Source organism: Rhodanobacter sp. Root627, from assembly GCF_001427835.1.
GTDB lineage: Bacteria > Pseudomonadota > Gammaproteobacteria > Xanthomonadales > Rhodanobacteraceae > Rhodanobacter > Rhodanobacter ginsenosidimutans.
Genome location: NZ_LMGW01000002.1, coordinates 150,558 through 173,164 on the forward strand (window position 1 = coordinate 150,558; position 22,607 = coordinate 173,164).

General features: G+C 66.4%; 24 protein-coding genes. 9 read left to right on the top strand and 15 right to left on the bottom strand.

Going from position 1 to position 22,607, the window contains the following annotated elements; all coding sequences use genetic code 11:
* Positions 1-8: 8 nt before the first annotated feature.
* The 5 genes from ASD68_RS08060 to ASD68_RS08080 all read right to left on the bottom strand — a co-directional run bounded on the left by ASD68_RS08060 (position 9) and on the right by ASD68_RS08080 (position 5,547).
* Positions 9-1,253 (bottom strand): cysteine desulfurase, encoded by a 1,245-nt coding sequence (locus ASD68_RS08060; protein ID WP_056605544.1) that lies wholly within the window; start codon positions 1,251-1,253, stop codon positions 9-11.
* 136 nt (positions 1,254-1,389) lie between these two features.
* The gene (gene sufD / locus ASD68_RS08065) at positions 1,390-2,694 is read right to left on the bottom strand and encodes a Fe-S cluster assembly protein SufD (protein ID WP_056605547.1); all 1,305 of its coding nucleotides are present in this window, start codon (positions 2,692-2,694) and stop codon (positions 1,390-1,392) included.
* A complete protein-coding gene (gene sufC, locus ASD68_RS08070; protein WP_056605550.1) occupies positions 2,691-3,455 on the bottom strand; it encodes a Fe-S cluster assembly ATPase SufC in 765 nt (254 codons plus the stop codon). The genes sufD and sufC overlap by 4 nt, the downstream gene beginning before the upstream one ends.
* A 140-nt stretch (positions 3,456-3,595) precedes the next feature.
* Positions 3,596-5,062, bottom strand: coding sequence for a Fe-S cluster assembly protein SufB (gene sufB, locus ASD68_RS08075; RefSeq protein WP_156458369.1), 1,467 nt, complete (start codon positions 5,060-5,062; stop codon positions 3,596-3,598).
* Positions 5,063-5,070: 8 nt separating this feature from the next.
* On the bottom strand, positions 5,071-5,547 hold the full coding sequence (locus ASD68_RS08080; protein WP_056605557.1) for an SUF system Fe-S cluster assembly regulator: 477 nt from the start codon (positions 5,545-5,547) through the stop codon (positions 5,071-5,073).
* A gap of 228 nt (positions 5,548-5,775) precedes the next feature.
* Here ASD68_RS08080 and ASD68_RS08085 point away from each other — a divergent pair, with 228 nt between their 5' ends.
* From ASD68_RS08085 to murU, 4 genes are all read left to right on the top strand, one after another.
* Positions 5,776-6,114 carry a P-II family nitrogen regulator gene (locus ASD68_RS08085; RefSeq protein WP_007082881.1) on the top strand — a complete coding sequence of 113 codons (339 nt, stop codon included), beginning with the start codon at positions 5,776-5,778 and terminating at the stop codon, positions 6,112-6,114.
* Between the two features lie 55 nt (positions 6,115-6,169).
* Positions 6,170-7,468 (top strand): ammonium transporter, encoded by a 1,299-nt coding sequence (locus ASD68_RS08090; RefSeq protein ID WP_082520187.1) that lies wholly within the window; start codon positions 6,170-6,172, stop codon positions 7,466-7,468.
* Between the two features lie 111 nt (positions 7,469-7,579).
* On the top strand, positions 7,580-8,626 hold the full coding sequence (locus ASD68_RS08095) for a phosphotransferase (protein WP_056605560.1): 1,047 nt from the start codon (positions 7,580-7,582) through the stop codon (positions 8,624-8,626).
* Positions 8,623-9,327, top strand: coding sequence for an N-acetylmuramate alpha-1-phosphate uridylyltransferase MurU (gene murU, locus ASD68_RS08100; RefSeq protein WP_056605563.1), 705 nt, complete (start codon positions 8,623-8,625; stop codon positions 9,325-9,327). Before ASD68_RS08095 ends, murU begins: the two co-directional genes overlap by 4 nt.
* A 971-nt stretch (positions 9,328-10,298) precedes the next feature.
* On the opposite strand, the gene ASD68_RS08105 is transcribed toward murU, so the two are convergent.
* Positions 10,299-10,784 (bottom strand): peptidylprolyl isomerase, encoded by a 486-nt coding sequence (locus tag ASD68_RS08105; RefSeq protein WP_056081423.1) that lies wholly within the window; start codon positions 10,782-10,784, stop codon positions 10,299-10,301.
* A 186-nt stretch (positions 10,785-10,970) separates the two neighbouring features.
* Between ASD68_RS08105 and ASD68_RS08110 the strand changes: the two genes are divergently transcribed.
* Together ASD68_RS08110 and ASD68_RS08115 are read left to right on the top strand one after the other, a co-directional pair.
* Entirely contained in the window at positions 10,971-11,651 is a 681-nt protein-coding gene (locus ASD68_RS08110; protein WP_056605566.1) for a class I SAM-dependent methyltransferase, read from the top strand.
* Positions 11,652-11,768: 117 nt separating this feature from the next.
* Positions 11,769-13,085 carry a DEAD/DEAH box helicase gene (locus ASD68_RS08115; RefSeq protein WP_056605569.1) on the top strand — a complete coding sequence of 439 codons (1,317 nt, stop codon included), beginning with the start codon at positions 11,769-11,771 and terminating at the stop codon, positions 13,083-13,085.
* Between the two features lie 88 nt (positions 13,086-13,173).
* Here ASD68_RS08115 and fghA read toward each other — a convergent pair whose 3' ends face one another.
* Positions 13,174-14,016, bottom strand: a complete 843-nt coding sequence (gene fghA / locus ASD68_RS08120) for an S-formylglutathione hydrolase (protein WP_056605572.1) — start codon at positions 14,014-14,016, stop codon at positions 13,174-13,176.
* 155 nt (positions 14,017-14,171) lie between these two features.
* On the opposite strand from fghA, the gene ASD68_RS08125 reads away from it, so the two are divergent.
* Entirely contained in the window at positions 14,172-16,040 is a 1,869-nt protein-coding gene (locus ASD68_RS08125; RefSeq protein WP_056605575.1) for a DEAD/DEAH box helicase, read from the top strand.
* Positions 16,041-16,142: 102 nt separating this feature from the next.
* Here the strand turns inward: ASD68_RS08125 and ASD68_RS08130 are convergent, their stop codons facing one another.
* The 6 genes from ASD68_RS08130 to ASD68_RS08155 all read right to left on the bottom strand — a co-directional run bounded on the left by ASD68_RS08130 (position 16,143) and on the right by ASD68_RS08155 (position 20,099).
* Positions 16,143-16,529: a YkgJ family cysteine cluster protein gene (locus ASD68_RS08130; protein ID WP_056607395.1), complete on the bottom strand. Its 387-nt coding sequence runs from the start codon at positions 16,527-16,529 to the stop codon at positions 16,143-16,145.
* An 89-nt stretch (positions 16,530-16,618) separates the two neighbouring features.
* Positions 16,619-17,713: an ACR3 family arsenite efflux transporter gene (arsB, locus tag ASD68_RS08135; protein ID WP_056605578.1), complete on the bottom strand. Its 1,095-nt coding sequence runs from the start codon at positions 17,711-17,713 to the stop codon at positions 16,619-16,621.
* Positions 17,710-18,213 (bottom strand): arsenate reductase ArsC, encoded by a 504-nt coding sequence (locus tag ASD68_RS08140; RefSeq protein ID WP_056607397.1) that lies wholly within the window; start codon positions 18,211-18,213, stop codon positions 17,710-17,712. The genes arsB and ASD68_RS08140 overlap by 4 nt, the downstream gene beginning before the upstream one ends.
* Positions 18,213-18,683, bottom strand: a complete 471-nt coding sequence (locus ASD68_RS08145) for an ArsI/CadI family heavy metal resistance metalloenzyme (protein ID WP_056605581.1) — start codon at positions 18,681-18,683, stop codon at positions 18,213-18,215. The genes ASD68_RS08140 and ASD68_RS08145 overlap by 1 nt, the downstream gene beginning before the upstream one ends.
* Positions 18,680-19,087 (bottom strand): metalloregulator ArsR/SmtB family transcription factor, encoded by a 408-nt coding sequence (locus ASD68_RS08150; protein WP_235578684.1) that lies wholly within the window; start codon positions 19,085-19,087, stop codon positions 18,680-18,682. The genes ASD68_RS08145 and ASD68_RS08150 overlap by 4 nt, the downstream gene beginning before the upstream one ends.
* A 151-nt stretch (positions 19,088-19,238) precedes the next feature.
* Positions 19,239-20,099 carry a neutral zinc metallopeptidase gene (locus ASD68_RS08155; RefSeq protein ID WP_056081454.1) on the bottom strand — a complete coding sequence of 287 codons (861 nt, stop codon included), beginning with the start codon at positions 20,097-20,099 and terminating at the stop codon, positions 19,239-19,241.
* Between the two features lie 128 nt (positions 20,100-20,227).
* Between ASD68_RS08155 and ASD68_RS08160 the strand changes: the two genes are divergently transcribed.
* Both ASD68_RS08160 and ASD68_RS08165 read left to right on the top strand, forming a co-directional pair.
* Entirely contained in the window at positions 20,228-20,620 is a 393-nt protein-coding gene (locus ASD68_RS08160) for an MAPEG family protein (RefSeq protein WP_056605586.1), read from the top strand.
* A gap of 43 nt (positions 20,621-20,663) precedes the next feature.
* Positions 20,664-21,506, top strand: coding sequence for a CPBP family intramembrane glutamic endopeptidase (locus ASD68_RS08165; protein ID WP_056605589.1), 843 nt, complete (start codon positions 20,664-20,666; stop codon positions 21,504-21,506).
* Here the strand turns inward: ASD68_RS08165 and ASD68_RS08170 are convergent.
* Both ASD68_RS08170 and ASD68_RS08175 read right to left on the bottom strand, forming a co-directional pair.
* Positions 21,490-22,059 (bottom strand): Maf family protein, encoded by a 570-nt coding sequence (locus tag ASD68_RS08170; RefSeq protein WP_056605592.1) that lies wholly within the window; start codon positions 22,057-22,059, stop codon positions 21,490-21,492. The two genes, ASD68_RS08165 and ASD68_RS08170, sit on opposite strands and share 17 nt — an antisense overlap.
* A 3-nt stretch (positions 22,060-22,062) precedes the next feature.
* On the bottom strand, positions 22,063-22,512 hold the full coding sequence (locus ASD68_RS08175) for a GNAT family N-acetyltransferase (RefSeq protein WP_056081464.1): 450 nt from the start codon (positions 22,510-22,512) through the stop codon (positions 22,063-22,065).
* Positions 22,513-22,607 lie beyond the last annotated feature (95 nt).

A 22,607-nucleotide genomic window follows, 5' to 3' on the forward strand; every position in this document is an offset into this window, starting at 1 on the left:
CGCCACAGTCACATCAGCAGCTTGCGCACCTTCAGCAAGGCCACCACGAACGCGTCGATTTCCTCACGCGTGTTGTAGAACGCCAGCGATGCCCGCAGCGTGGCGGGCACCCCGTAGAACTGCATCAGCGGATGGGCGCAGTGATGGCCCGAGCGCACAGCTACGCCCTGCAGGTCGAGCAGCGTGGCCATGTCGCTGGCCTGTGCACCGTCGAGCAGGAACGAGATCACCGGCTCCTTCTGCGCCGCCTCGCCGAAAATGCGCAGGCCCGGTACTTCGCGCAGGCGTTCGGTGGCGTAGGTCAGCAGTTGCTGCTCCCACGCGTGGATCGCCTCGAAACCCAGCGAATCGTAATAGTCGATAGCTGCGCTCAAGCCCACGAAGCCGGCGATGTTCGGCGTGCCGGCCTCGAACTTGTGCGGCACGTCGGCGAAGGTGGTGCCACTGAAACGCACTTCGCGGATCATGTCGCCGCCGCCGAAGAACGGCGGCATCGCCTCCAGGTGTTCGCGCTTCGCCCACAGCGCGCCGGTGCCGGTGGGGCCCAGCATCTTGTGGCCGGTGATGGCGTAGAAATCGCAACCCAGCGCCTGCACGTCCACCGGCCGGTGCGGTACCGCCTGCGAGCCATCCACCAATAGCGGGATGCCACGCTTGTGGCATGCCTTGGCGATCTCGCGTACGGGGTTCACCGTGCCCAGCACGTTGGAGACGTGCGCCACGCAGGCCAGTTTCACCTCTGGCGTGAGCATGGCGATGTATTGCTCCACGTCCAGTTCGCCGCGCTCGTTGATCGGCGCAGCCTTCACCGTGGCGCCGCTGCGCGCGGCCACCAGCTGCCACGGCACGATGTTGGCGTGATGCTCCATCACCGTGGTGAGGATGGCGTCGCCGGGTTCAAGCCGCGGCAGCGCATAGCTGTAGGCCACCAGGTTGATCGACTGGGTGGTGCCGGAAGTGAGGATCAGTTCATCGCGCGACGGCGCGTTGATGAAACGCGCCAGCTTGTCGCGCGCGCCTTCGTACGCCGCGGTGGATTCCTCGCCCAGCTGGTGCACCGCGCGCGCCACGTTGGCGTTGTGGCGGCGGTAATGCTCGTCCATCGCCTCGATCACCGAGGCCGGTTTCTGGCTGGTGTTGGCGTTGTCGAAATACACCAACGGCTTGCCGTGCACGCTGCGCGTCAGCAGCGGGAAATCCGCGCGGACGCGCTGGACGTCGAAGACGGTGGAAGGCGTGGGTTGTGCATTCATCTTCGATGTTTTCCGTGGGTGGCCTCCTCCCCTGCTTCGCAGGAGAGGGTTGGGGAGGGGTTCGCTCTTGATCTTGAAAGTCAAAAGCGTAACCCCTCCCCGCCTCCCCCTGCAGAGCAGGGGGAGGAGCAAAGCTTCAAGCGGGGAGTTGGTCGATCAGCAGCGACGACAAGTGCTCGCGCAATGCCGCGTTCGGCAGATCGTCAAGCACGGTCCGACAGAACGCCGCCGTCAGCAACGCCCGCGCCTCGGCCAGTGGAATGCCGCGCGAACGCAGGTAAAACAGCGAGCGTTCGTCGAGCTGGCCCACCGTGGCGCCGTGTGCCGCTTTCACCTCGTCGGCGTAGATCTCGAGCTCGGGCTTGGTGTCGATCTCGGCGCTGCCGGACAGCAGCAGGTTCTTGTTGCTGAGACTGGCATCGCTGCCATCGGCACCGGGCGCCACCACGATCGCGCCGCGGAATACACCACGGGCGCGATCGCTGGCCACGCCGCGCCAGGTCGAGCTGGAGGCGGTGTTCAGCGCCTGGTGACGGATCGCCAGCTGCGTGTCCACATGCTGGCGGCCATGCGGCATGAACACGCCGCGGGTTTCCAGTTGCGCACCATCGCCGATCAGTTCGGCACGCAGGTCATGCCGCACCAACGCACCGCCCAGTTCGGCCAGATGCAGCGTGGCGTGGGCACGTGCGTGCAGACGCAAGCCGGTGCGGCGGATCAGGCTGGCGCCGCTGGCGGCCTGCTGCAGCACGGTGTGGTGCAGGTGCGCGCCTTCGCGCAATTCGATGTCGCCGACCACGGTGGAAAGATGTGCCTGCTCGCCGCTGGCCAGATGATGCTCGACCAGCGTCAGCGCGGCACCCTCGCCCAGTTCGATCACGTTGCGCAGATGCCAGGCCAAGTCGCCCTCGGCAGGCGCGCCCAGGAAGACAAGATGCAGCGGCGCGTCGATCTTCACGCCATCGGCCACGCGCAACACGGCGCCGTCGCGGGCGTGCGCCGCGTTGATCTGGGTGAACGCCTCATCGGCTTCGTAATGCCGGCGCGACAGCACGAAACGCAAAGGGTCCGGATCGGCATGCAACGCCTGCGACAGCGGCTGCAGCGTGAGGCCGGCCGGCAAGGCGTCCAGTGCGGACAAGTCGGCGCGGAACGCGCCATTGACGAACACCAGCCGCGCACCATCGACACCGGGCAATGCCAGCGCCGACGGATCGACCGCGCGCGTCAGTGCGGCCGCGTCGCCATCGACGAACGGCCGCCGCGCCAGGCCGCGCAGCGCGGTGTACTTCCACGCCTCCACCCGCGCCAGCGGCAGGCCGCCAGCGACGAAGACCTCGCGGTTGTCGCGCCGCATCGCATCCAGCCAGGCGATGCCGCTGACGGGCAGCGGTGCATCGACCAGTGAGGCGACCAGCGGCAGCAGTGCCGGCTCGCTCATGCCGATGCCCTCGCCGGCTGGCGTTCGGCCAGGCCGGCGTAGCCGTGGGCCTCAAGCTTCAGCGCCAGCGACTTGTCGCCGGTTTCCACGATGCGCCCGCCGGCCAGCACGTGCACCACGTCGGGTACCACGTAGTCGAGCAGGCGTTGGTAGTGGGTGATCATCAGGAACGCGCGATCGGGCGAACGCAGCGCGTTGACGCCGTCGGCCACGTGCTTCAGCGCGTCGATGTCCAGGCCCGAGTCGGTCTCGTCGAGGATCGCCAGTTGCGGCTCGAGCACCGCCATCTGGAAGATCTCGTTGCGCTTCTTTTCGCCGCCGGAAAAACCTTCATTGACGGCGCGGTGCAGCAGCTCGTCGGAGATCTGCATCACCTTCAGCTTCTCGCGCACCAGCTTCAGGAACTGCATCGAATCGAGCTCCTTCTCGCCGCGCGACTTGCGCTGCGCGTTGAGCGCCGCGCGCAGGAAATAGGTGTTGTTGACGCCGGGGATTTCCACCGGGTACTGGAACGCCAGGAACACGCCGGCGGCGGCGCGCTCCTCCGGCGCCAGCGCCAGCAGGTCGACGCCGTTGTAGGTCACGGTGCCCGCGGTGACTTCGTAGCCGTCGCGACCGGAGAGCACATTGCCCAGCGTGGATTTGCCCGCGCCATTCGGCCCCATGATGGCGTGCACCTCACCCGCATTCACGGTGAGGCTGAGCCCCTTGAGGATTTCCTTGCCCTCGACACGGGCGTGCAGGTTTTCGATTTTAAGCATGTCTGTTCCTGGTTTCTTTAGCCCCTCTCCCATTGGGAGAGGGGTTGGGGTGAGGGTTCGGGCTCGCGCAAACGTCTGTGCAAGCCCTGTACCCTCATCCGCCCTTCGGGCACCTTCTCCCGGAGGGAGAAGGGAATTCGTCAGCCAACGGCGCCTTCCAACGACACCTCAAGCAGCTTCTTCGCCTCCACCGCGAATTCCATCGGCAGTTCGCGGAAGACCTGCTTGCAGAAGCCGTCGACGATCATCGACACCGCGTCTTCCTCGGCGATGCCGCGGCTGCGGCAATAGAACATCTGGTCGTCGGAGATCTTCGAGGTGGTGGCTTCGTGCTCGACGATGGCGGTGGGATTTTTCACTTCCATGTAGGGGAAGGTGTGTGCGCCGCATTGCTTGCCGATCAGCAGGCTGTCGCACTGGGTGTAGTTGCGCGCGTTGTCGGCGCCCTTCTCCATCTTCACCAGGCCGCGGTAGCTGTTGGAGCTCTTGCCGGCGCTGATGCCCTTGGAGACGATCTTGGACTTGGTGTGCTTGCCAAGATGGATCATCTTGGTGCCGGTGTCGGCCTGCTGGAAATGGTGGGTCAGTGCCACCGAGTAGAACTCGCCCACCGAGCGGTCGCCGCGCAGGATCACGCTGGGATATTTCCAGGTGATCGCCGAGCCGGTTTCCACCTGGGTCCAGCAGATCTTGCTGTCGTCGCCGCGGCAATCGCCGCGCTTGGTGACGAAGTTGTAGATGCCGCCCACGCCGTTCTCGTCGCCGGGGTACCAGTTCTGCACGGTGGAGTATTTGATCTTGGCGCCTTCCAGCGCCACCAGCTCGACCACCGCCGCATGCAGCTGGTTTTCGTCGCGCTTGGGCGCGGTGCAGCCTTCCAGGTAGGACACGTGGGCGCCCTCCTCGGCCACGATCAGGGTGCGTTCGAACTGGCCGGTGTTCTGCGCGTTGATGCGGAAATACGTGCTCAATTCCATCGGGCAACGCACGCCCCTGGGAATGAACACGAAGCTGCCGTCGGAGAACACCGCCGAATTCAGCGCGGCGAAGAAGTTGTCGCCGGTTGGCACCACGCTGCCCAGGTATTTCCGCACGATCTCGGGGTATTCGCGGATCGCCTCGCTCATCGAGCAGAACAGCACGCCGGCGTCGGCCAGCTGCTTGCGGAAGGTGGTGCCGACGGAGACCGAGTCGAACACCGCATCCACCGCCACGCCGGCCAGCGCGGCGCGCTCGTGCAGCGGAATGCCGAGCTTCTCGTAGGTTTCCAGCAGCGCCGGGTCGACATCGTCCAGCGATTTGGGCTGCTTCTTGGGCGCGGCGTAATAGCTGATCGCCTGGTAGTCGATCGGGTCGATGTTGAGCTTGGCCCAATCGGGTTTCGGCATGGTCAGCCAATGGCGAAAAGCTTCCAGCCGCCACTCGGTCATCCACTCCGGCTCGCGCTTGACCGCGGAAATCGCGCGGACGGTGTCCTCGTCCAGGCCCGGCGGCAGGCCGGTCATCTCGATGTCGGTGACGAAGCCGGCGGCGTAGCTGCGGCCCAGGGCTTCGGCCACATCCACATTGTCGCGGAGCGTGGTGGCAGTGCTGCTTTCGATGGTCATGGCGTCTTTCATTCCGTGGTGGCCGCGCCGGCGGGGATGGGCGCGCTCTCGATCACTTGCATGGCGATGCGGCGTTTCTTCGGCGGCGGTTTCATCATGTCGGCCAGGCTTACCGCGCGCAGTGCGTCGTCCAGCACGTGGTTGATCTGTTGCCAGCTGCCGCGCACGCCGCATTGCGCCTCGCGGTCGCACTGGCCTTCGGCGATGCTGCATTCGGTCATGCCCAGCGGGCCTTCCAGCGCCTCGACGATTTCGGCCAGCGAAATCTCGGTGGCGGGCCGGGCCAGCCGGTAACCGCCGTTGGCGCCGCGAAACGATTCCACCAGCGTGGCGTGCCCCAGCGCCTTCAGCAATTTGCTCACCGTGGGCAGCTCCAGCCGGGTTTCTTCGGCGATCTGCACGGCGCTGTGCACGTGGTCCGGGTGGGTGGCGATGAAGGCCATTACCACGGTGGCGTAATCGGTCAATCGGCTGACGCGGAGCATGGAAACCGGCCGGATTCAATCGGGACCAAAATGGTACTGATTAGCGCCGTCGCGGTCAATGCCGCTGCAGCGCACCATCGGGGGGAAAGCATGGATCGCAATGCCCGATCACCGTGCAAATTTTCGCGCGGGTAAGCCGCAAGTCATTGAAAAACATGTTGCCGGCCGGGTACGACGAGGTGGCACGCATCGTGCTGATTCCGAAGCCTCACCGCCGAGGAAACTGCCATGAAGTGGATCACAGCCATCATCAAGCCTTTCACCCTGGACAGCGTGCACGAGGCCCTGTCGGAAGCAGGCGTGCAAGGCATGACCGTCACCGAAGTGAAGGGTTTCGGCCGACAGCGCGGCCATACCGAGCTGTATCGCGGCGCCGAATACGTGGTCGATTTCCTGCCCAAGCTGAAGGTCGAGGTCGCGGTGGCCGACGAGCAGCTCGAGCAGGTGATCGAGGCGATCAGCGGCGCCGCCCGCACCGGCAAGATCGGCGACGGCAAGGTCTTCGTCAGCGATCTGGAACAGGCCATCCGTATCCGTACCCAGGAGTCCGACGTCGATGCGCTCTGAAACGGGATTTGGAATTCGGGATTCGGGATTCGGCCGCCGCCTCGGAGTGCGGTGCATGCTGGCGCTTGCCGGCGGCCTGCTGGCGTTGCCGGCGATGGCGCAGACAGCGGCCGCGCCGGACAGCGGTGACACCGCCTGGATGCTGACCGCCACCATGCTGGTGCTGCTGATGACGATACCGGGGCTGGCGCTGTTCTACGGCGGCATGGTGCGGGCCAAGAACCTGCTGTCGGTGTTGATGCAGTGTTTCGCCATCACCGCGCTGGTGAGCGTGCTGTGGCTGCTGTACGGCTACAGCATGGCGTTCAGCACCGAGGGCATGCAGGCCGGCGTCACCAACCTGCACTCGTTCATCGGCGGTCTGGACCGCGCGATGTTCGCGGGGATGACGCCAGCCAGCCTCTATGCCCATGTGCCGGAAAGCGTGTTCGCCATGTTCCAGCTCACGTTCGCCATCATCACGCCGGCACTGATCGTGGGCGCGGTGGCCGAGCGCATGAAGTTCTCGGCACTGATGCTGTTCACCATCGGCTGGTTCACCTTTGCCTACCTGCCGATGGCGCACATGGTGTGGGGCGGCCCCGGCTCGTTCCTGGGCGACATCGGCGTGCTGGATTTTGCCGGCGGCACGGTGGTGCACATCAACGCCGGCATCGCCGGCCTGGTGGCCTGCCTGGTACTGGGCAAGCGCCGCGGCTATCCGCACGCACCCATGCCGCCGCACAACCTGGGCTACACCCTGATCGGCGCCAGCATGCTGTGGCTGGGCTGGTTCGGCTTCAACGCGGGCTCGGCCGTCGCCGCCAACGGCACCGCCGGCATGGCGATGCTGGTGACGCAGATCGCCACCGCCGCCGCCGCGCTGGGCTGGATGGGCGTGGAATGGATCATCCACCGCCGCGCCAGCGTGCTGGGCATCGCGTCCGGTGCGGTGGCCGGGCTGGTGGCGATCACCCCCGCCGCCGGCACCATCGGCCCCGGCGGCGCGCTGATCCTTGGAGCATCGGCGGGCGTGATCTGCTTCTTCTGCGCCACTCGCCTGAAGCACTACTTCGGCTATGACGACAGCCTGGACGTGTTCGGCGTGCACGCCGTGGCCGGCATCGTGGGCGCCCTGCTCACCGGCCCGTTCGCGGCGGCGGCGCTGGGCGGCTTCGGCGCCGTCGAGCATCCGTGGCTGCAGCTGTGGATCCAGGCCAAGGGCGTGGGCTTCACCGTGCTGTGGAGCGGTGCGCTGACCTGGTTGGTGCTCAAGCTGATCGACTGGACCATCGGCCTGCGCGTCGATGAGGAACAGGAGCAGATCGGCCTGGATCTGGCGCTGCACGAGGAGCGCGCCTACAACCTGTCGTAAGCAACGGTCATGGAGATGGGTAGCGGACGGTCGACGGATCGACAAGAATCGTCCGCTGCCCTCTTCTCCGGAGTAACCCTTGCGCACCCACCTTCAATCCGATCTCGCGCGATGAGCTCCGGCCTTCCGGACCGCGCCGCCAGCCGCCTCGCCTGGACCCGCGACGTACTCGCCGACCCCGGGCTGACGCTGGAGTCCGCTTCCGCCGACGCCAGCTTCCGCAGCTATTGGCGAACCCGCCATGCGGGGCAGAGCTGGATCGTGATGGATTCACCGCCGGCGCTGGAAGACCCCGCGCCGTGGCTGGCCATCGGTACCCGCCTGGCCGCTGCCGGCCTGCATGTGCCGACGGTACGCGCGCAGGATCTGCAGCAAGGCTTCCTGCTGATCGAGGACCTGGGCTCGCAGCTGTACCTGCCTGCGTTGAACGACGCCACTGTGGACGCCCTGTACGGCGACGCGTTGCGCGCGCTGCTGCACATGCAGCGCGACGTGGATACTGCGGGCATGCAGCGCTACACCCGCGACTTCCTGCTGCGCGAGCTGGAAATCATGCCCGAATGGTTTCTGCGCCGGCATCTGGGCCACACCCCGACCTGTGCTGAATGGGACGTGCTGGAAGCGGGCTTCACCACGCTGCTGCACAACGCGCTGGCGCAGCCGCAAGGCTTCGTGCATCGCGATTACCACAGCCGCAACCTGCTGATCGTGCCGCACGACCAGCCGCAGAACATCGCCACGCGATTACCCAACCCCGGCATCATCGACTACCAGGGCGCGCTGATCGGCCCGATCACCTACGACCTCGCCTCGCTGTTGCGCGACTGCTATATCGCGTGGGATCGCCAGCGGGTGGAAGCGTGGGCGGACGGCTATCGGCTGCACCTGCAAACCGCCCAGTTGATCGACGGCTCGGTGGACCGCGGCCAGTTCCTGCGCTGGTTCGACCTGACCGGCCTGCAGCGCCACATCAAGGTGCTCGGCATCTTCTGTCGCCTCTGCTATCGCGACGGCAAACCCGGCTACCTCGACGACCTGCCGCGCGTATACGACTACGTCATCGACATCGCCGCGCGTTACCCCGAGCTGGCCGACTTCGCTGCGCTGCTGCAACGCTGTGTGGGGATGCGTGACCTGCGCCAGGTGACGGCCGCATGAGACATGCACTGATCTTCGCGGCCGGCCGCGGTGAACGCATGCGGCCGCTGACCGACACCACGCCCAAGCCGTTGCTGCCAGTGGGCGGCAAACCGCTGATCGTCTGGCACCTGGAAAAGCTGGCCGCCGCCGGCGTGAACTACGTGGTGATCAACACCTCGCACCTGGCCGAACAATTCCCCACCGCTCTGGGCGACGGTTCGCGCTGGGGCCTGCGCATCCGCTATGCCTACGAAGGCGCGGAGCCGCTGGAAACCGGTGGCGGCATGCTCAATGCGCTGTCACTGCTGGGCGATGCACCCTTCATCGCCATCAGCGGCGACATCTGGACCGACGCCGACTTCACCACCTTGCCGCTTGAACCGACCGGTCTCGCCCACCTGTTGCTGGTCGACAACCCACCCCATCATCCCGACGGCGATTTCGCGCTGGATGCACAAGGGCTGGCGCACGACACGGGCACCCCGCGGCTGACCTTCAGCGGCATCGGCGTCTACCGCCCACAGCTGTTGAACAACTGGCGTGATGTGGTGGAGGCGACGGATACCCAACCACCCCGCTTCAAGCTTGCCCCGCTGTTGCGCGCAGCGATGGCTGACGCTGCGGTCACCGGAACTCATTTTCGCGGTACCTGGACTGACGTGGGCACGCCGCAGCGGCTGCAGGAATTGGGGCAGACCTTGGACTCCAGGCAAACCTAACTCGCCGTGTAAGAGCGCACCCTGTGCGCGATGCTTTTGATGTTGCTTTGCGCATTTGTGGGAGCGACTTCAGTCGCGATGCTTTTTGATTTGGTGTGGTTTAGAGCAAAGAGCTTTCGATCGCCTGCGGCGCTCGAGTCACTTTCTCTTTGCGTGCTCAAAGAGAAAGTAACCAAAGAGAAAGAGCACCCCGCTTACGCGCCTTGCGGACATCCTGTCCGCAAGGTCCGCGTGCGGGCTACGGGGTTTGTCGACAGGGCATCTTCGCCCGCCCGCCGCTTCAGAGGGGCCCCGGGTAGAGCAGCGCGCCATCGTGGCGCGCACTCGGTGCGCAGCGGCTGCGCCGCTGCGAGAGCGTCGCCGCATGAAGCTCTGCTTTTTTCCTCACCGTCCGATCGCCCTGAGCGTAGCCGCGCAGCGGCGGAGTTGAAGGGTGAAGTCGAGCGGCCCCTTCGACTCCGGCCTTCGGCCTACGCTCAGGGAGAACGGCTGAGGTAGGCGGCTTTGCTTTCGCCTTTTGCTTTCGCCTTTTGCTCTTGCCTTTGCCTTGGCTTCATCCCGAGTACGGGCCAGGATGGTCCGTCGCTCTACCCGGGGCCCCTGTCAGGATGCCGATGCCTTTTCGCCAGCACATGGATGTGCTGTCGAAAAGCCCGACCCCGACTCACGGACTTGCCGGGCAGGAGCCCGGCAAGCGCCAAGCGGGGTGGCCTTTCTCTTTGGTTACTTTCTCTTTGGCCACGCAAAGAGAAAGTAACTCGGCTGCCGTAGGCAGACGAAAGCTCTTCCTCGGAGGCCACATCCAAGAGCAAAGGCGTCGCGACTGAAGTCGCTCCTACAGAAAGCCAAAGAACAAGAGCATCGCGGCCAAAGCCGCTTCCACAAGGACCGACGGACCGCCGCCCGTTCGGCAACCGCAAAACAAAAACGGCACCGCGAGGTGCCGTTTTTGTTTCATCAGAAGCGCAGGCTCAGTGTGCCGCAGCGTCCGGCGCATGGGCGTGGCCGTGCTTCAGCTCGTCCTCGGTCGGCTCGCGCACTTCGCTGATGCTCACGTCGAAATGCAGCGTCTGGCCGGCCATCGGGTGGTTCATGTCCACGTCGATGGTGCTCATGCCCACCTTGTGCACGGTGACCGCGCGCTGGCCGCCTTCCTTCATCCGCAGCACGGTGACGTCGCCGGGCTTGAGGCGGTTGGCCTGCGGCACGTACTTCTTCGACAGGCGCTGGACCTGGCCTTCCTGGCGCACACCGTAGCCTTCCTCCGGTGACACGTCGACCGCCAGCGTCTCGCCGGCTTCGTGGCCTTCCAGTGCTGTTTCCAGCCCCGGAATCAGCTGGCCGTGGCCCAGCAAAATCCACAGCTGCTGATCGCGATCGCGCGAGCTTTCCACCGCTTCGCCGTTCACCGTGAGGGTGTAGTGGAACGCGATGACCTTGTCCTTGCCAGCCTTCATTGCCTGTCTCGTCGATGGGAACAAACGACGGATTCTAGCTTACCCTTGGCTCGCCGGGACCCTGCGGGGGCACCTCGCCGCCGCCGGCCATCATCCGCCCGTCACGCCGCAGCCGGACATTGCAAGGCGCAGTGCCTGCCGTAACTGGTAAATGGCGGCGCTTCCCCCACTGCAATGGAGACAGGCATGGCGCTCGATCGCGCACAGCGAAACGACATCGCCCACCATTACGCCCACCGCGGCCACCAATGGTATGCGCGCTGGAAACTCGCCTGCGATCCGGCCTACGGCGCCGTGGACCCTCTGTTGCGCGGCTCGTCGCTGCCGCTGCTCGACATCGGTTGCGGCATCGGCCTGCTGGGCCAATACCTGCACGCTGCGGGGATACGGGCGCCTTACATCGGCGTCGACCACGACCCGCGCAAGATCACCGCGGCACGCGAAGCCGCTGCGGCTGCAGGGCTTGGCGATCAGATGGACCTGCGCTGCGCCGATGCCGCCACGCTGCCACCGGTGCATGGCCACGTGGCGCTGCTGGACGTGCTGCACTACCTGGGCGCCGCGCAGCAGCAGGCGTTGTTGCAGGTGGCCATCGCGCATCTGGCACCGGCGGGCACGCTGGTGATCCGCAATGTCCTGCGCGAACCCAACTGGCGTTTCCACGCCACCCGGGTGGAGGAATTCTTCCTGCGGGTGTCGGGCTGGATTCCCGGCGGCGCGCAGCATTACCCCCGTGCGCAGGAACTGTGCGCGCCGCTGCGCCAGGCCGGCCTCGACGTGCAGGTGGGTTCCCTGCGTGGTCGCACGCCGTACAACAGCTATCTGCTGGTGGCCCGATTTCACGACACGGAACAAAAACGCGCGTGAGCGGCCCCAACCCGTTATACTCGGCGGCGCAGTCCCCCTGATTGCTGCGGCATTGCCGCCCTTTCCCCCTTAGTCTGCAACACGGTATGAACACTCCGGGTTGCTCAGGAGTGTTACATGTCTTTTGATTCGCTGGGCCTTGCGCCCGCGTTGTTGCGTGCGCTTGCCGAATACGGCTACACGCAGGCTACCCCGATCCAGGCCGCCGCCATTCCCGCCGCGCTGGAAGGCCACGATCTGCTCGCCGCCGCCCAGACCGGCACCGGCAAGACCGCCGCGTTCGCGCTGCCGTTGCTGCAGAAGCTTTCCACCAGCGGTCAGACCATGACGCGCCGCCCGCGCGCGCTGATCCTCACCCCCACCCGCGAGCTGGCCGCGCAGATCCACGACAACATGCGCAGCTACGGCAAGCACATCCAGGTCAGCGCCACCACCATCTTCGGCGGCGTCAGCATGGGCCCGCAGATCAACGCGCTGCGTCGTGGCGTGGACGTCGTCATTGCCACCCCCGGTCGATTGATGGACCACATGCAGCAGCGCACGCTGGACCTGTCCGCGGTGGAGACGCTGGTGCTGGATGAAGCCGACCGCATGCTGGACATGGGCTTCCTGCCGGCCCTGAAGCGCATCCTGCAGTCGGTGCCGAAGCGCCGCCAGACGCTGCTGTTCTCGGCCACCTTCGCGCCGGCGATCAAGACGCTGGCGATGGAGTTCATGCACAACCCGAAGGAGATCTCGGTCTCCGCGCCGAACACCGTCACCACCCTGGTCAGCCACCAGGTGCATCCGGTCGACGCCGCGCGCAAGCGCGACCTGCTGCTGCACGTGCTGTCGCAGGACAGCCGCCGCCAGACCCTGGTGTTCAGCCGCACCAAGCATGGCGCCGACAAGCTGGTGACGTACCTCAACGCCTCGGGCCTGCGCAGCGCCGCGATCCACGGCAACAAGAGCCAGAACGCCCGCACCCGCGCGCTCAGCGATTTCAAGAGCGGCCGCGTCACCGTACTGGTGGCCACCGACATCGCCGCCCGCGGCATCGACATCGAGCAGTTGCCGATCGTGATCAACTTCGACCTGCCCTCGGTGGCCGAGGATTACGTGCACCGTATCGGCCGCACCGGCCGCGCCGGCATGGAAGGCCTGGCGCTGTCGCTGGTCAGCCATGACGAGAGCGGCCTGCTGTACGACATCCGCAAGCTGCTGAAGCAGGAGATCGCGGTCACCGCCGTGACCGGTTTCGAGCCGTCCGCGCCGCTGCGCATCGATGCCGGCGCGCCGCGTCCGAAGCAGGGTGGCGGCGGTCAGCGTCAGCCGCGCCAGGGCAAGCCCTCCGGCTCGGCCCGCCCGAACGGCTACGCCGCGCAAGGCCGTGGCGAGCATGCCGCCGGCAACCAGCGTCGTCGCTCCAGCCATCGGCCTGCTGCCAAGGCTTGACCGTAATTTGTAGGAGCGGCTTCAGCCGCGACCGCCCTTCCATCGAACCGGAGAGCGTCGCGGCTGAAGCCGCTCCTACATTGGTTGGCTATGCCAGCGCCTCGGCGTGATGGCGCAGGTGATCGTCGATGAAGCTGCTGATGAACCAATAGCTGTGGTCGTAGCCGGCGTGTCGGCGCAGCAGCAGCGGCTGGCCGGCTTCGGCGCAGGCCTGGTCGAACAGCTCGGGTTTCAGTTGGGCTTCCAGGAACGTATCCGCTTCGCCCTGATCGATCAGGATCGTGCCGGGAAAGGTTTGCCGCCGCACCAGTTCGCAGGCGTCGTAACCGGCCCAGGCTTCCGGGTTTTCGCCCAGGTAACGCGGCAACGCCTTGCGCCCCCACGGCACCTGGCTGGGTGCCACGATGGGCGCGAAGGCGGAAACCGAGCGGTAACGCGCGGGATGTTTCAGCGCGATGGTCAGCGCTCCGTGACCGCCCATGGAATGGCCGCAGATGCCGCTTCGCGTGGTATCGGCGGGGAAGTTGGCGGCGATCAACGCGGGCAGTTCATCGACCACGTAGCTGTGCATGCGGAAGCGCGCTGACCACGGCGCCTGCGTGGCATCGACATAGAAACCCGCGCCTTCGCCGAATTCCCAGTCGCCGGTGGCGCCGTCGAAACTGGTGTCGCGCGGGCTGGTGTCGGGCATCACCAGGATCAGCCCCAGCTCCGCGGCCAACCGCTGCGCGCCGGCCTTGATGGCGGCGGTTTCCTCGGTGCAGGTGAGCCCGGCCAGGAAATACAGCACCGGGCAAGGCCGATATTCGGCCTGCGGCGGCTGGTACAGCGCGAAACGCATCGGTCCGGCGCAAGCCGTCGAGGCGTGGCGATAAAACCCCTGCACACCGCCGTGACAGCGGTGGCGGGACATTGTTTCAAGCGTGCTCATCGTGATTCCTGTGGGTCCCGATGTGCCGAGCATATCCGCGCGTGGCTGAAGCACCCGTTCAGCCCGCGCCCGTAACGCGGCGCCAGCAGGCCTGATAGAATGGCCGGCTTGCGCGCCGCCTCTCCGACGCTGCTTTCTGTTTTGAGGTACCCCCCATGTCATCCCCCGTTTCCGACAACGCCCCGGTTCCGTCCGGCTTCGGCGCACTTGCGCTGCATCCCGATGTTCTGCGCGTGCTGGCCGATGTTGGCTATGAATCGCCCTCGCCGATCCAGGCCGCCACCATCCCGCCGCTGCTGGAAGGCCGCGACGTGCTGGGCCAGGCGCAGACCGGCACCGGCAAGACCGCCGCGTTCGCGCTGCCGATCCTGTCGCGCATCACCCCGCGCGCCGGCAAGCCACAGGCGCTGGTGCTGGCGCCCACGCGCGAGCTGGCCATCCAGGTGGCTGAAGCGTTCCAGCGCTACGCCGCGCACATCCCCGGTTTCCAGGTGCTGCCGATTTACGGCGGCCAGAGCTACGGCCCGCAATTGCACGCGCTCAAGCGCGGCGTGCACGTGGTGGTGGGTACGCCCGGGCGCGTGATCGATCACCTGGACAAGGGCACGCTCGATCTCTCCGAGCTGCGTTTCCTGGTGCTCGACGAAGCCGACGAAATGCTGCGCATGGGCTTTATCGACGACGTCGAGAAAGTGCTGCAGGCCACACCGCCCGAGCGCCAGGTGGCGCTGTTCTCGGCCACCATGCCCACGGTGATCCGCAAGATCGCCCAGCGCCATCTGAAGGATCCGGTCGAGGTCATCATCAAGTCCTCCACCACCACCGCGGCCAACATCCACCAGCGCTACTGGTTTGTCAGCGGCATGCACAAGCTCGATGCGATGACACGCATCCTCGAAGCCGAGCCGTTCGACGCGATGATCATCTTCGCGCGCACCAAGCAGGCCACCGAGGAGCTGGCCGGCAAGCTGCAGGCACGCGGCCTGGCCGCTGCCGCGATCAACGGCGACATCGCCCAGGCGCAGCGCGAGCGGGTGATCCAGCAGCTGAAGGACGGCAAGCTCGACATCCTGGTGGCCACCGACGTGGCCGCCCGCGGCCTCGACGTGGAGCGCATCAGCCACGTACTGAACTACGACATCCCGTACGACACCGAGAGCTATGTGCACCGCATCGGCCGTACCGGTCGCGCCGGGCGCAACGGCGAGGCGATCCTTTTCGTCAGCCCGCGCGAGCGCGGCATGCTGCACGCGATCGAGCGCGCCACGCGCCAGCCGATCGAGCAGATGCAGCTGCCGTCGGTGGAAGTGGTCAACGACGTGCGCATCGGCAAATTCAAGCAGCGCATCAGCGATACCCTGGCCGTGGGCGAGCTGGGCGATTTCCAGAAACTGATCGAGCAGTACGAGCAGGAATACAACGTACCCGCGATCGAGATCGCCGCCGCGCTGGCGCGCATCGCGCAAGGCGACCAGCCGCTGCTGCTGGCACCGCCGCCGAAGCGCGAGAAGTACGAGCCGGCCACGCGCGAGCGCAGCGATCGCACCTCGCGTGAACGCAGCGACGCCCGCGCACCGCGCGAGCACAAGCCGCACCTTCACGAGCGCGCCGCACACGATCGCGCCGGACAGCAGCAGGCACCGCGCGAATTCGGCCAGCGCCCCGTGCGCGCCCACGCCACCGAGCAGGGCAAGCGCACCTACCGCATCGAGGTGGGCCACGAACACGGCGTGAAACCGGGCAACATCATCGGTGCGATCGCCAACGAAGCCGGCCTGGACAGCCAGTACATCGGCCGCCTCAGCATCCGCGACCACTACAGCCTGATCGACCTGCCCGACGGCATGCCGCCGGAAGTGTTCGATCACCTGAAAAAGGTGTGGGTGGTGCAGCAGCAACTGCGCATCCACGAATGGGACGGCAACGACACCGCATCCAGCAACGCGCCGCCCACGCGCAAGCCTGGCGGCTACAAAAAGCCCGGCGGCTTCAAGCCCGGCGGCAAGCCGCCGCATCGGCGGTAAGCCGCCCACTTTGTGGGAGCGGCTTCAGCCGCGATGCTTTTGCCTTGGAGCTTCAGGGCAAGAGCGTCGCGACTGAAGTCGCTCCCACAGGTCCATCAGGATTCAGGCGCTTTGCGGCAACGGCGGCGTGTCCGCCGTAGACGGGTCCAGCCAGTCCTGCGGCGTCAGCACCGCCAACCCGTGCGCAAGTCTTGCCTTGTCGCATTGCGGGCTGACCGCACCGAATTCCCACGACGGCGCCACCTCGCGACACACCGATGGCCGTTGCGGATAGATTCTGCAATGCGCCGCCTCGCCCACCGTGCCCTGCAATGCGGTGCAGCGCGGCGCCGCGGCATAGGTGCCGCGCATGGCCAACCGGTGCGGATCGAGTTTTTCGGTAAGTTCGACCGGTACCATGCCACCGAGGAACGGCTCGGCTTCCGACCAGTGAAACGCCACGCGGAAATGCGCGCAGCAGGCGCCACAACGCAGGCAGGGATGATCCATCGAACGAACCAGGGCGCACCCCGAGGCGCGCAGCCGGCGCATTCTAGAACGTGCCGCGTTCGCGTGACAGGGGATCCATGCAAGCCGGGTCAGGCGCGATTTCGGTCGCTTCCTGTCGCCGCAAACGACCCCGCACCGGCAAACCAGCCTTCCGTCCGGTTCACGATGCGCACCACCGACAGCATCACCGGCACTTCGACCAGCACCCCCACCACCGTCGCCAGCGCGGCGCCGGAGCGCAGGCCGAACACGCTGATGGCGGCGGCGACGGCCAGCTCGAAGAAATTGCTGGCCCCGATGAGCGCAGCCGGCCCGGCGACGCAGTGCGGCACCTTCAGCCAGCGGCTGAGGCCGTAGGCGATACCGGCGTTGAGATAGACCTGGATGATGATCGGCACGGCGAGCATGGCGATGATCAGCGGCTGCGCCAGGATCGCCTCGCCCTGGAAGCCGAACAGCAACACCAGCGTGGCGAGCAAGGCGATGGTCGACAGCGGATCCATGCGTTTCAGCGTCGCCTCCAGGGCCGCGTGCCCGCCGCGGCGCAACAGGCTGGCACGCCACGACTGCGCCACCACCACCGGCACCACGATGTAGAGCAACACCGACAGCAGCAGCGTGCCCCACGGCACATGGATCGAGGCCACACCCAGCAGCAGCGCCACGATCGGCGCAAACGCGACCACCATGATGGTGTCGTTGAGCGCCACCTGCGCCAGCGTGAAATTCGGCTCGCCGCCACACAACCGCGACCACACGAAAACCATCGCCGTGCATGGCGCCGCCGCCAGCAGGATCAACCCGGCGATGTACGAATCATGCTGATCGAGCGGCAGCCAACCGGCAAACACATGCCGCACGAACAGCCAGCCCAGCAAGGCCATCGAAAACGGCTTGATCGCCCAGTTCACCAGCAAGGTGACGCCGATGCCGCGCACCTGATGGCGCACGCCCGCCAGTTGTGCAAAATCGACCTTGAGCAGCATCGGCACGATCATCAACCACACCAGCCCGGCCACCGGCAGGTTGATGTGCTGGATTTCCGCACGCGCCAGGGCCGCGAACACCCCGGGCAATCCGTGCCCAAGCGCAATGCCGACCACGATGCACAACCCGACCCATAGGCTGAGGTAACGGGCGAAGCGGCCGATCGGCGCAGGCGCGGCGAGCACCGCGTCGCTCATGCGGATTCCACCTTGCCGATGTCACGCAACGCCTGCTGCAACGTCGTGCGATCGAGCGTTTCCAGCGGCAGCGCCAGCAACTGCTCGATGCGCTGGCGCAGCATCGCCCAGGCCGACTGGAATGCGCTCCGGCGCTGCGCGTCGGAGCCTTGCACGCCTGCCGGATCGGGCACGCCCCAATGCGCGCTCACCGGCTGGCCGGGCCAGATCGGGCACACCTCGCCGGCCGCGTTGTCGCAAACGGTGATCACGATATCGATCGCCGGCGCATCCGGCCCGGCAAACTCGTCCCAGGATTTGCTGCGCAATGGCGCGGCGTAGCCGAACGTGCGCGCCAGCTCCGCCGCGATCGGCTGCACCGCGCCACTGGGAAAACTGCCGGCGCTGAATGCCTGGAAGCGGCCCTCGCCCAGCACATTGAGCAAGGCCTCGGCCATCACGCTGCGGGCGGAATTGCCGGTGCAGAGGAACAGAACATTGATCGGTGGGCGCGTGACCATCAGCAGCAACCCTCGCCCGCGTTCGGGCCGCATCCGGCGGCGAGGCCTTTCGTGGTCGCCGGGCCGCAACACGAGGCGCCGGTTTCGTTCGGGGCACTGGTGTACGTGGTTGCCTCGCCATGCGTGTGGAAACTTTCCCAGCGCACGCCCTGCGGATCCTCGGCCCAGAACTTGTCGGAGTGGGCGTAGCAGCAGGTGGTGCCCTGTTCCGCCAGCGCCACCGCGTCGGCTGCCTGCAGGCGTGCGCCGATGGCAGCCAGGTCGGCGGGATCGCCCGCTTGCAAACCCAGGTGATCGACGCCGGGCTGGCGGCCGCGTTGCGAGATCGCGAAGTTGACGCGCGGATCGTCCAGCATCCATTTGGCGTAATCGGGTCGGGTCACATCCGGAGCCGCACCGAACAGCGTGGTGTAGAAGCGGATGCTGTCGTCCAGCCGCGCGACATTGAGATGCACGTGGAAGCGTTTCATGGTTTTTTCCGTGGAGGTTTGCATGCCACCGTCGTGCAGCCATCGGCCGCCGCCGAGCCCGCGCAGCAGTTTTTGGTGAGGAAGCCGAGCAGGCTGTTCATCTGCGTGTAGCGCGCGCGGCACTGGATGACGCGACCACGGCGCTCGTCGCTGACCATGCCGGCACGACGCAATACGTGCAGATGACTGGTCAGGGTCGCGCCGGCCAGGCCGGTTGCGGCGGCCAGCTCGCCCACCGAAAGGCCTTCATCGCCCGCCTCCACCAGCAGGCGGAACAGGTTCAGGCGATGTTCCTGCGCGAGCGCCGCGAGACAGGCGAGAGCTTCTTTTGGTTTCATATTTCTAAAATTATAGAAATAATAAAAAGCCGTCAAGCGCCCGCCGAAAAACCGAAAGGTCGGCATTCGCGATTTGCAGAAGCAGGAGCATCGCCCGCGGGCGGGCGCCTATAGGGCATGCGCAACTTGTGGGAGCGATTTCAGTCGCGATGCTTTTGGAATGCCGAGGCGAAAGGCACCGCGGCTGAAACCGCTCCCACAGGGATGCTGCCGGTGTTCAGAGCGCGCCGGCAAACGTGTCGCACTGGTCCATGTCGCCGCTGTCGAAGCCGGTCTTGAACCAGTGCACGCGCTGCGCCGAGGTGCCGTGGGTGAAAGTGTCCGGCCGCACGCGTCCCTGCGCCTGTTGCTGCAAGGTGTCGTCGCCGATATGGCTGGCGGCGTTCAGCGCCTCCTCGATGTCGCCCGGCTGCAGCCACTGCAGACGTTGCTGGCTGTGATTGGCCCACACGCCCGCGTAGCAGTCGGCCTGCAGTTCCTGTCGCACCGAAAGTCCGCTGGCGCCCTCCATCGGCGCACCGCGGCGACGGGCGGCATCGGTGCGGGCGAACACACCGGTGAGGTTCTGCACGTGGTGGCCCACCTCGTGCGCGATCACGTAGGCGCGGGCGAAATCGCCGGATGACTGCAGTTCGTCCTGCAACTGCTGGAAAAAGGCCAGGTCGAGATAAACCTTCTGGTCGCCGGGGCAATAGAACGGCCCCACCGCCGTGGTGGCGCCGCCGCAGGCCGTGTTTACGCCGCCACTGAAGATGTGCAGCTTCGGCTCCACGTAGGTGGCGCCATGGGCCTGGAAGATCGCGCCCCAGGTCTGTTCGGTGGAATGCAGGATGGCGCTGACGAATGCCTTCTGCTCCGGATCGACCTGGGTCGGCACGCTGTTCTGGGAGCCGGAATCCAGCGCGGCGCCGCCCTGATCCAGCAGCGCCATCGGGTTCTTGAAGAAGATCCAGCCGATCAGGGCCATCACCACCAGCCCGCCCAGACCCATGCCGCGGCCGCCGCCGAAACGCCTTCCGCCGCCGCCACCGCTGCCGACTTCGATGTTGCTGCTGCTGCCGCCTTTGCGCCAATCCATGAGAAACCTCGTTGAGCGATGCATGCGTCGGAGTACGCACGGCGAAGATAGCGACTGACGGGTGATCGCGCCATGCACGCGCACCGGCGTGGCCGCTACAGTAGGGGCTACTTCCCGAGGAGCCGCCCATGACCCATCTGCCCGCGCTGGTGACCCTGCTCACCGTATTGCTGTTGTCCGGCACCATGTTCATGGTCGGCAAGATGCGTGGGCGCCACGGCATCAAGGCGCCCGCAACCAGCGGCCATCCGGCCTTCGACCGCGCCTACCGCGTGCAGATGAACACGCTGGAAGGCGCGGTGATGTTTCTGCCCACGCTGTGGCTGGCGGCCACGTACGGCTTCAGTGGCTGGGCCGGCATCGCGGGCCTGGTCTGGGTGGTGGGCCGCGTGTGGTACGCGTGGAGCTACATGAAAGACCCCGCTTCGCGTGGGCCGGGCTTCGCCGTCGCCATGATGGCCTGGGTGGTCTTGCTGGTGATGGCGGCGATCGGCGTGTGCCGCGCGCTGGTGCTGGGCTGACAGCCGTGGCCGGATACGGGCACCACGCCAGGCACGCAGGCTGATGGAAACGGCGCCGGACGCCACCCCGCCCTTGCCGCCCTCACGCCCATGGCCGGTGCCCGTGCTACGGGCGCCCGGCCTGCTGACGGCGCTGGGTTTCATCGCGCTGTACTTCCTGCTGCAGGCCACGGTGGGCGCGCTGGTGGCGTTCGTGCTTGGCCTGTGGCTCGGCCTGCGTGCCGGTCTGCAGCATCTGGCCTACGACGCCAAGACCATCGGACACCAGGTGCGGACCCTGCTGGGACAGCCGGATGCGCGCGCCGCGATGGTCATGCTGGTGTTGTGCGTGGCGGCCGGGTCGATGCTGTGGCTGGTGCATCGCAAATGGCCGCGGCTATGGTCGCTGGCGTCACCGCCGGGTTTCGCCGTGGCGCGGCCGGTGCAACCGCTGTTCTACCTGCTGGCCATTGTCATCGGCCTGGCCGCACCGGTGCTGGGCGGCTGGCTGACCCAGTTGCTGGCGCACGGCCACAAGGTGCCGCAGGACATCCAGCGGGTCGGCGCCGAAGCGGCGTTGTCGCTGCGGGTGGCGCTGATGGTCATCGTGGTGACGGTCGGCCCGCTGGTGGAGGAGCTGCTCTTTCGCGGCATGCTGCTGTCGGCGTTGATGCGGCGACTGCGCGTGGGCTGGGCGGTGGCCGCGTGCTCGCTGTTGTTCGCCCTGGTGCACCTGCCCGACCTGGGTTTCCTGTGGTACGCGCTGCCCGGCCTGGCATTGCTGGCGGCAGCGCTGGCGTGGCTGCGCTTGCGCTCGGGTTCGATCTGGCCGGCGGTGATGGCGCATGGCGTCAACAACCTGCTGGCGGTGGCGGCGTGGTTTCTGGCAGTCAAGCCTGCGGGTTGATGCCGAAGCCACGCAGCAGGCGCGCGGTCTCGAACAGCGGCAGGCCCATCACGCCGGAATAGCTGCCCTCGAGGTGTTCGATCAACACCGCGCCACGGCCCTGGATCGCATACGCGCCGGCCTTGCCGAACGGCTCGCCGGTGGCCACATAGACGGCTATATCGTTCTCGTCCAGCGTGGCGAAACGCACCTGCGATACGCAGACGGCACACTCCTGCCGTCCGCCGCTCAGCGCCCAGACTGCGGAGATCACCGCATGCGTGCGCCCGCTCAGGCGACGCAGCATGGCCGCGGCATCGACCGCATCGCGCGGCTTGCCGAACACGTCGTCGCCCAGCACCACTTCGGTATCCGCACCCAGTACCACGCCACCCGGCTTCACCAGCAGCGCGCCCGCGGCGGCCTTGTCGCGCGCCACGCGGCTTACGTAAGCCTGCGGTGTTTCGCCGGCGGCGCGCTGCTCGGGCACATCGACATCCAGCACGTCGAACGCCACGCCAAGCTGCTGCAACAACTGGTGCCGGCGCGGGGATTTGGAGGCGAGATGGAGCATGGGTCAGAGCGTCAGGTTGTAATCGCAGAACTGCTGGTCGCGCTGCCAACCCAGCGACGCGTACAACGCCTGCGCCGAGGCGTTGTCGCGCGCGGTCGACAGCGACAGGCTGGCGGCGCCCAGCGCGCGGGCGTGGTCGGCGGCGGCCGTCAGCAAGGCGGCGGCCACGCCCTGGCGGCGTACGCGCAGCAACACGAACACATCGTTGAGCACATAGGTGCGCACCGTGCGCACCGACGAAAACAGCGGATAAAGCTGCACGAAACCTACCCCTTCGCGCTGCGGGTCGAGCGCCAGCAGGATCAGCGATTCATGGTGGCGGAAGCGTTCGGCCAGGAACTCACGCGCCCGCGACAAGTCGCCCGGCTGACCGTAGAACTGGCGATATTCGTCGAACAACGGCGCCAGCTTGTCGAGATGGTGGATGGTGGCCTGGCAGATATGGAATGACATGGGGCGGGATTCGGGATTCGGGATTCGGGATTCGGGATTCGGGAGCATACCTTCACGCGCGGCGGCTTTTGCCTTTGCTGTTGCCTTTACCATTC

Coding starts and splice junctions, on each gene's coding strand:
- ASD68_RS08060 (WP_056605544.1), bottom strand. CDS start 1,253: ATGAATGCACAACCCACGCCTTCCACCGTCTTCGACGTCCAGCGCGTC.
- sufD (WP_056605547.1), bottom strand. CDS start 2,694: ATGAGCGAGCCGGCACTGCTGCCGCTGGTCGCCTCACTGGTCGATGCA.
- sufC (WP_056605550.1), bottom strand. CDS start 3,455: ATGCTTAAAATCGAAAACCTGCACGCCCGTGTCGAGGGCAAGGAAATC.
- sufB (WP_156458369.1), bottom strand. CDS start 5,062: ATGACCATCGAAAGCAGCACTGCCACCACGCTCCGCGACAATGTGGAT.
- ASD68_RS08080 (WP_056605557.1), bottom strand. CDS start 5,547: ATGCTCCGCGTCAGCCGATTGACCGATTACGCCACCGTGGTAATGGCC.
- ASD68_RS08085 (WP_007082881.1), top strand. CDS start 5,776: ATGAAGTGGATCACAGCCATCATCAAGCCTTTCACCCTGGACAGCGTG.
- ASD68_RS08090 (WP_082520187.1), top strand. CDS start 6,170: ATGCTGGCGCTTGCCGGCGGCCTGCTGGCGTTGCCGGCGATGGCGCAG.
- ASD68_RS08095 (WP_056605560.1), top strand. CDS start 7,580: ATGAGCTCCGGCCTTCCGGACCGCGCCGCCAGCCGCCTCGCCTGGACC.
- murU (WP_056605563.1), top strand. CDS start 8,623: ATGAGACATGCACTGATCTTCGCGGCCGGCCGCGGTGAACGCATGCGG.
- ASD68_RS08105 (WP_056081423.1), bottom strand. CDS start 10,784: ATGAAGGCTGGCAAGGACAAGGTCATCGCGTTCCACTACACCCTCACG.
- ASD68_RS08110 (WP_056605566.1), top strand. CDS start 10,971: ATGGCGCTCGATCGCGCACAGCGAAACGACATCGCCCACCATTACGCC.
- ASD68_RS08115 (WP_056605569.1), top strand. CDS start 11,769: ATGTCTTTTGATTCGCTGGGCCTTGCGCCCGCGTTGTTGCGTGCGCTT.
- fghA (WP_056605572.1), bottom strand. CDS start 14,016: ATGAGCACGCTTGAAACAATGTCCCGCCACCGCTGTCACGGCGGTGTG.
- ASD68_RS08125 (WP_056605575.1), top strand. CDS start 14,172: ATGTCATCCCCCGTTTCCGACAACGCCCCGGTTCCGTCCGGCTTCGGC.
- ASD68_RS08130 (WP_056607395.1), bottom strand. CDS start 16,529: ATGGATCATCCCTGCCTGCGTTGTGGCGCCTGCTGCGCGCATTTCCGC.
- arsB (WP_056605578.1), bottom strand. CDS start 17,713: ATGAGCGACGCGGTGCTCGCCGCGCCTGCGCCGATCGGCCGCTTCGCC.
- ASD68_RS08140 (WP_056607397.1), bottom strand. CDS start 18,213: ATGGTCACGCGCCCACCGATCAATGTTCTGTTCCTCTGCACCGGCAAT.
- ASD68_RS08145 (WP_056605581.1), bottom strand. CDS start 18,683: ATGAAACGCTTCCACGTGCATCTCAATGTCGCGCGGCTGGACGACAGC.
- ASD68_RS08150 (WP_235578684.1), bottom strand. CDS start 19,087: ATGCCGACCTTTCGGTTTTTCGGCGGGCGCTTGACGGCTTTTTATTAT.
- ASD68_RS08155 (WP_056081454.1), bottom strand. CDS start 20,099: ATGGATTGGCGCAAAGGCGGCAGCAGCAGCAACATCGAAGTCGGCAGC.
- ASD68_RS08160 (WP_056605586.1), top strand. CDS start 20,228: ATGACCCATCTGCCCGCGCTGGTGACCCTGCTCACCGTATTGCTGTTG.
- ASD68_RS08165 (WP_056605589.1), top strand. CDS start 20,664: ATGGAAACGGCGCCGGACGCCACCCCGCCCTTGCCGCCCTCACGCCCA.
- ASD68_RS08170 (WP_056605592.1), bottom strand. CDS start 22,059: ATGCTCCATCTCGCCTCCAAATCCCCGCGCCGGCACCAGTTGTTGCAG.
- ASD68_RS08175 (WP_056081464.1), bottom strand. CDS start 22,512: ATGTCATTCCATATCTGCCAGGCCACCATCCACCATCTCGACAAGCTG.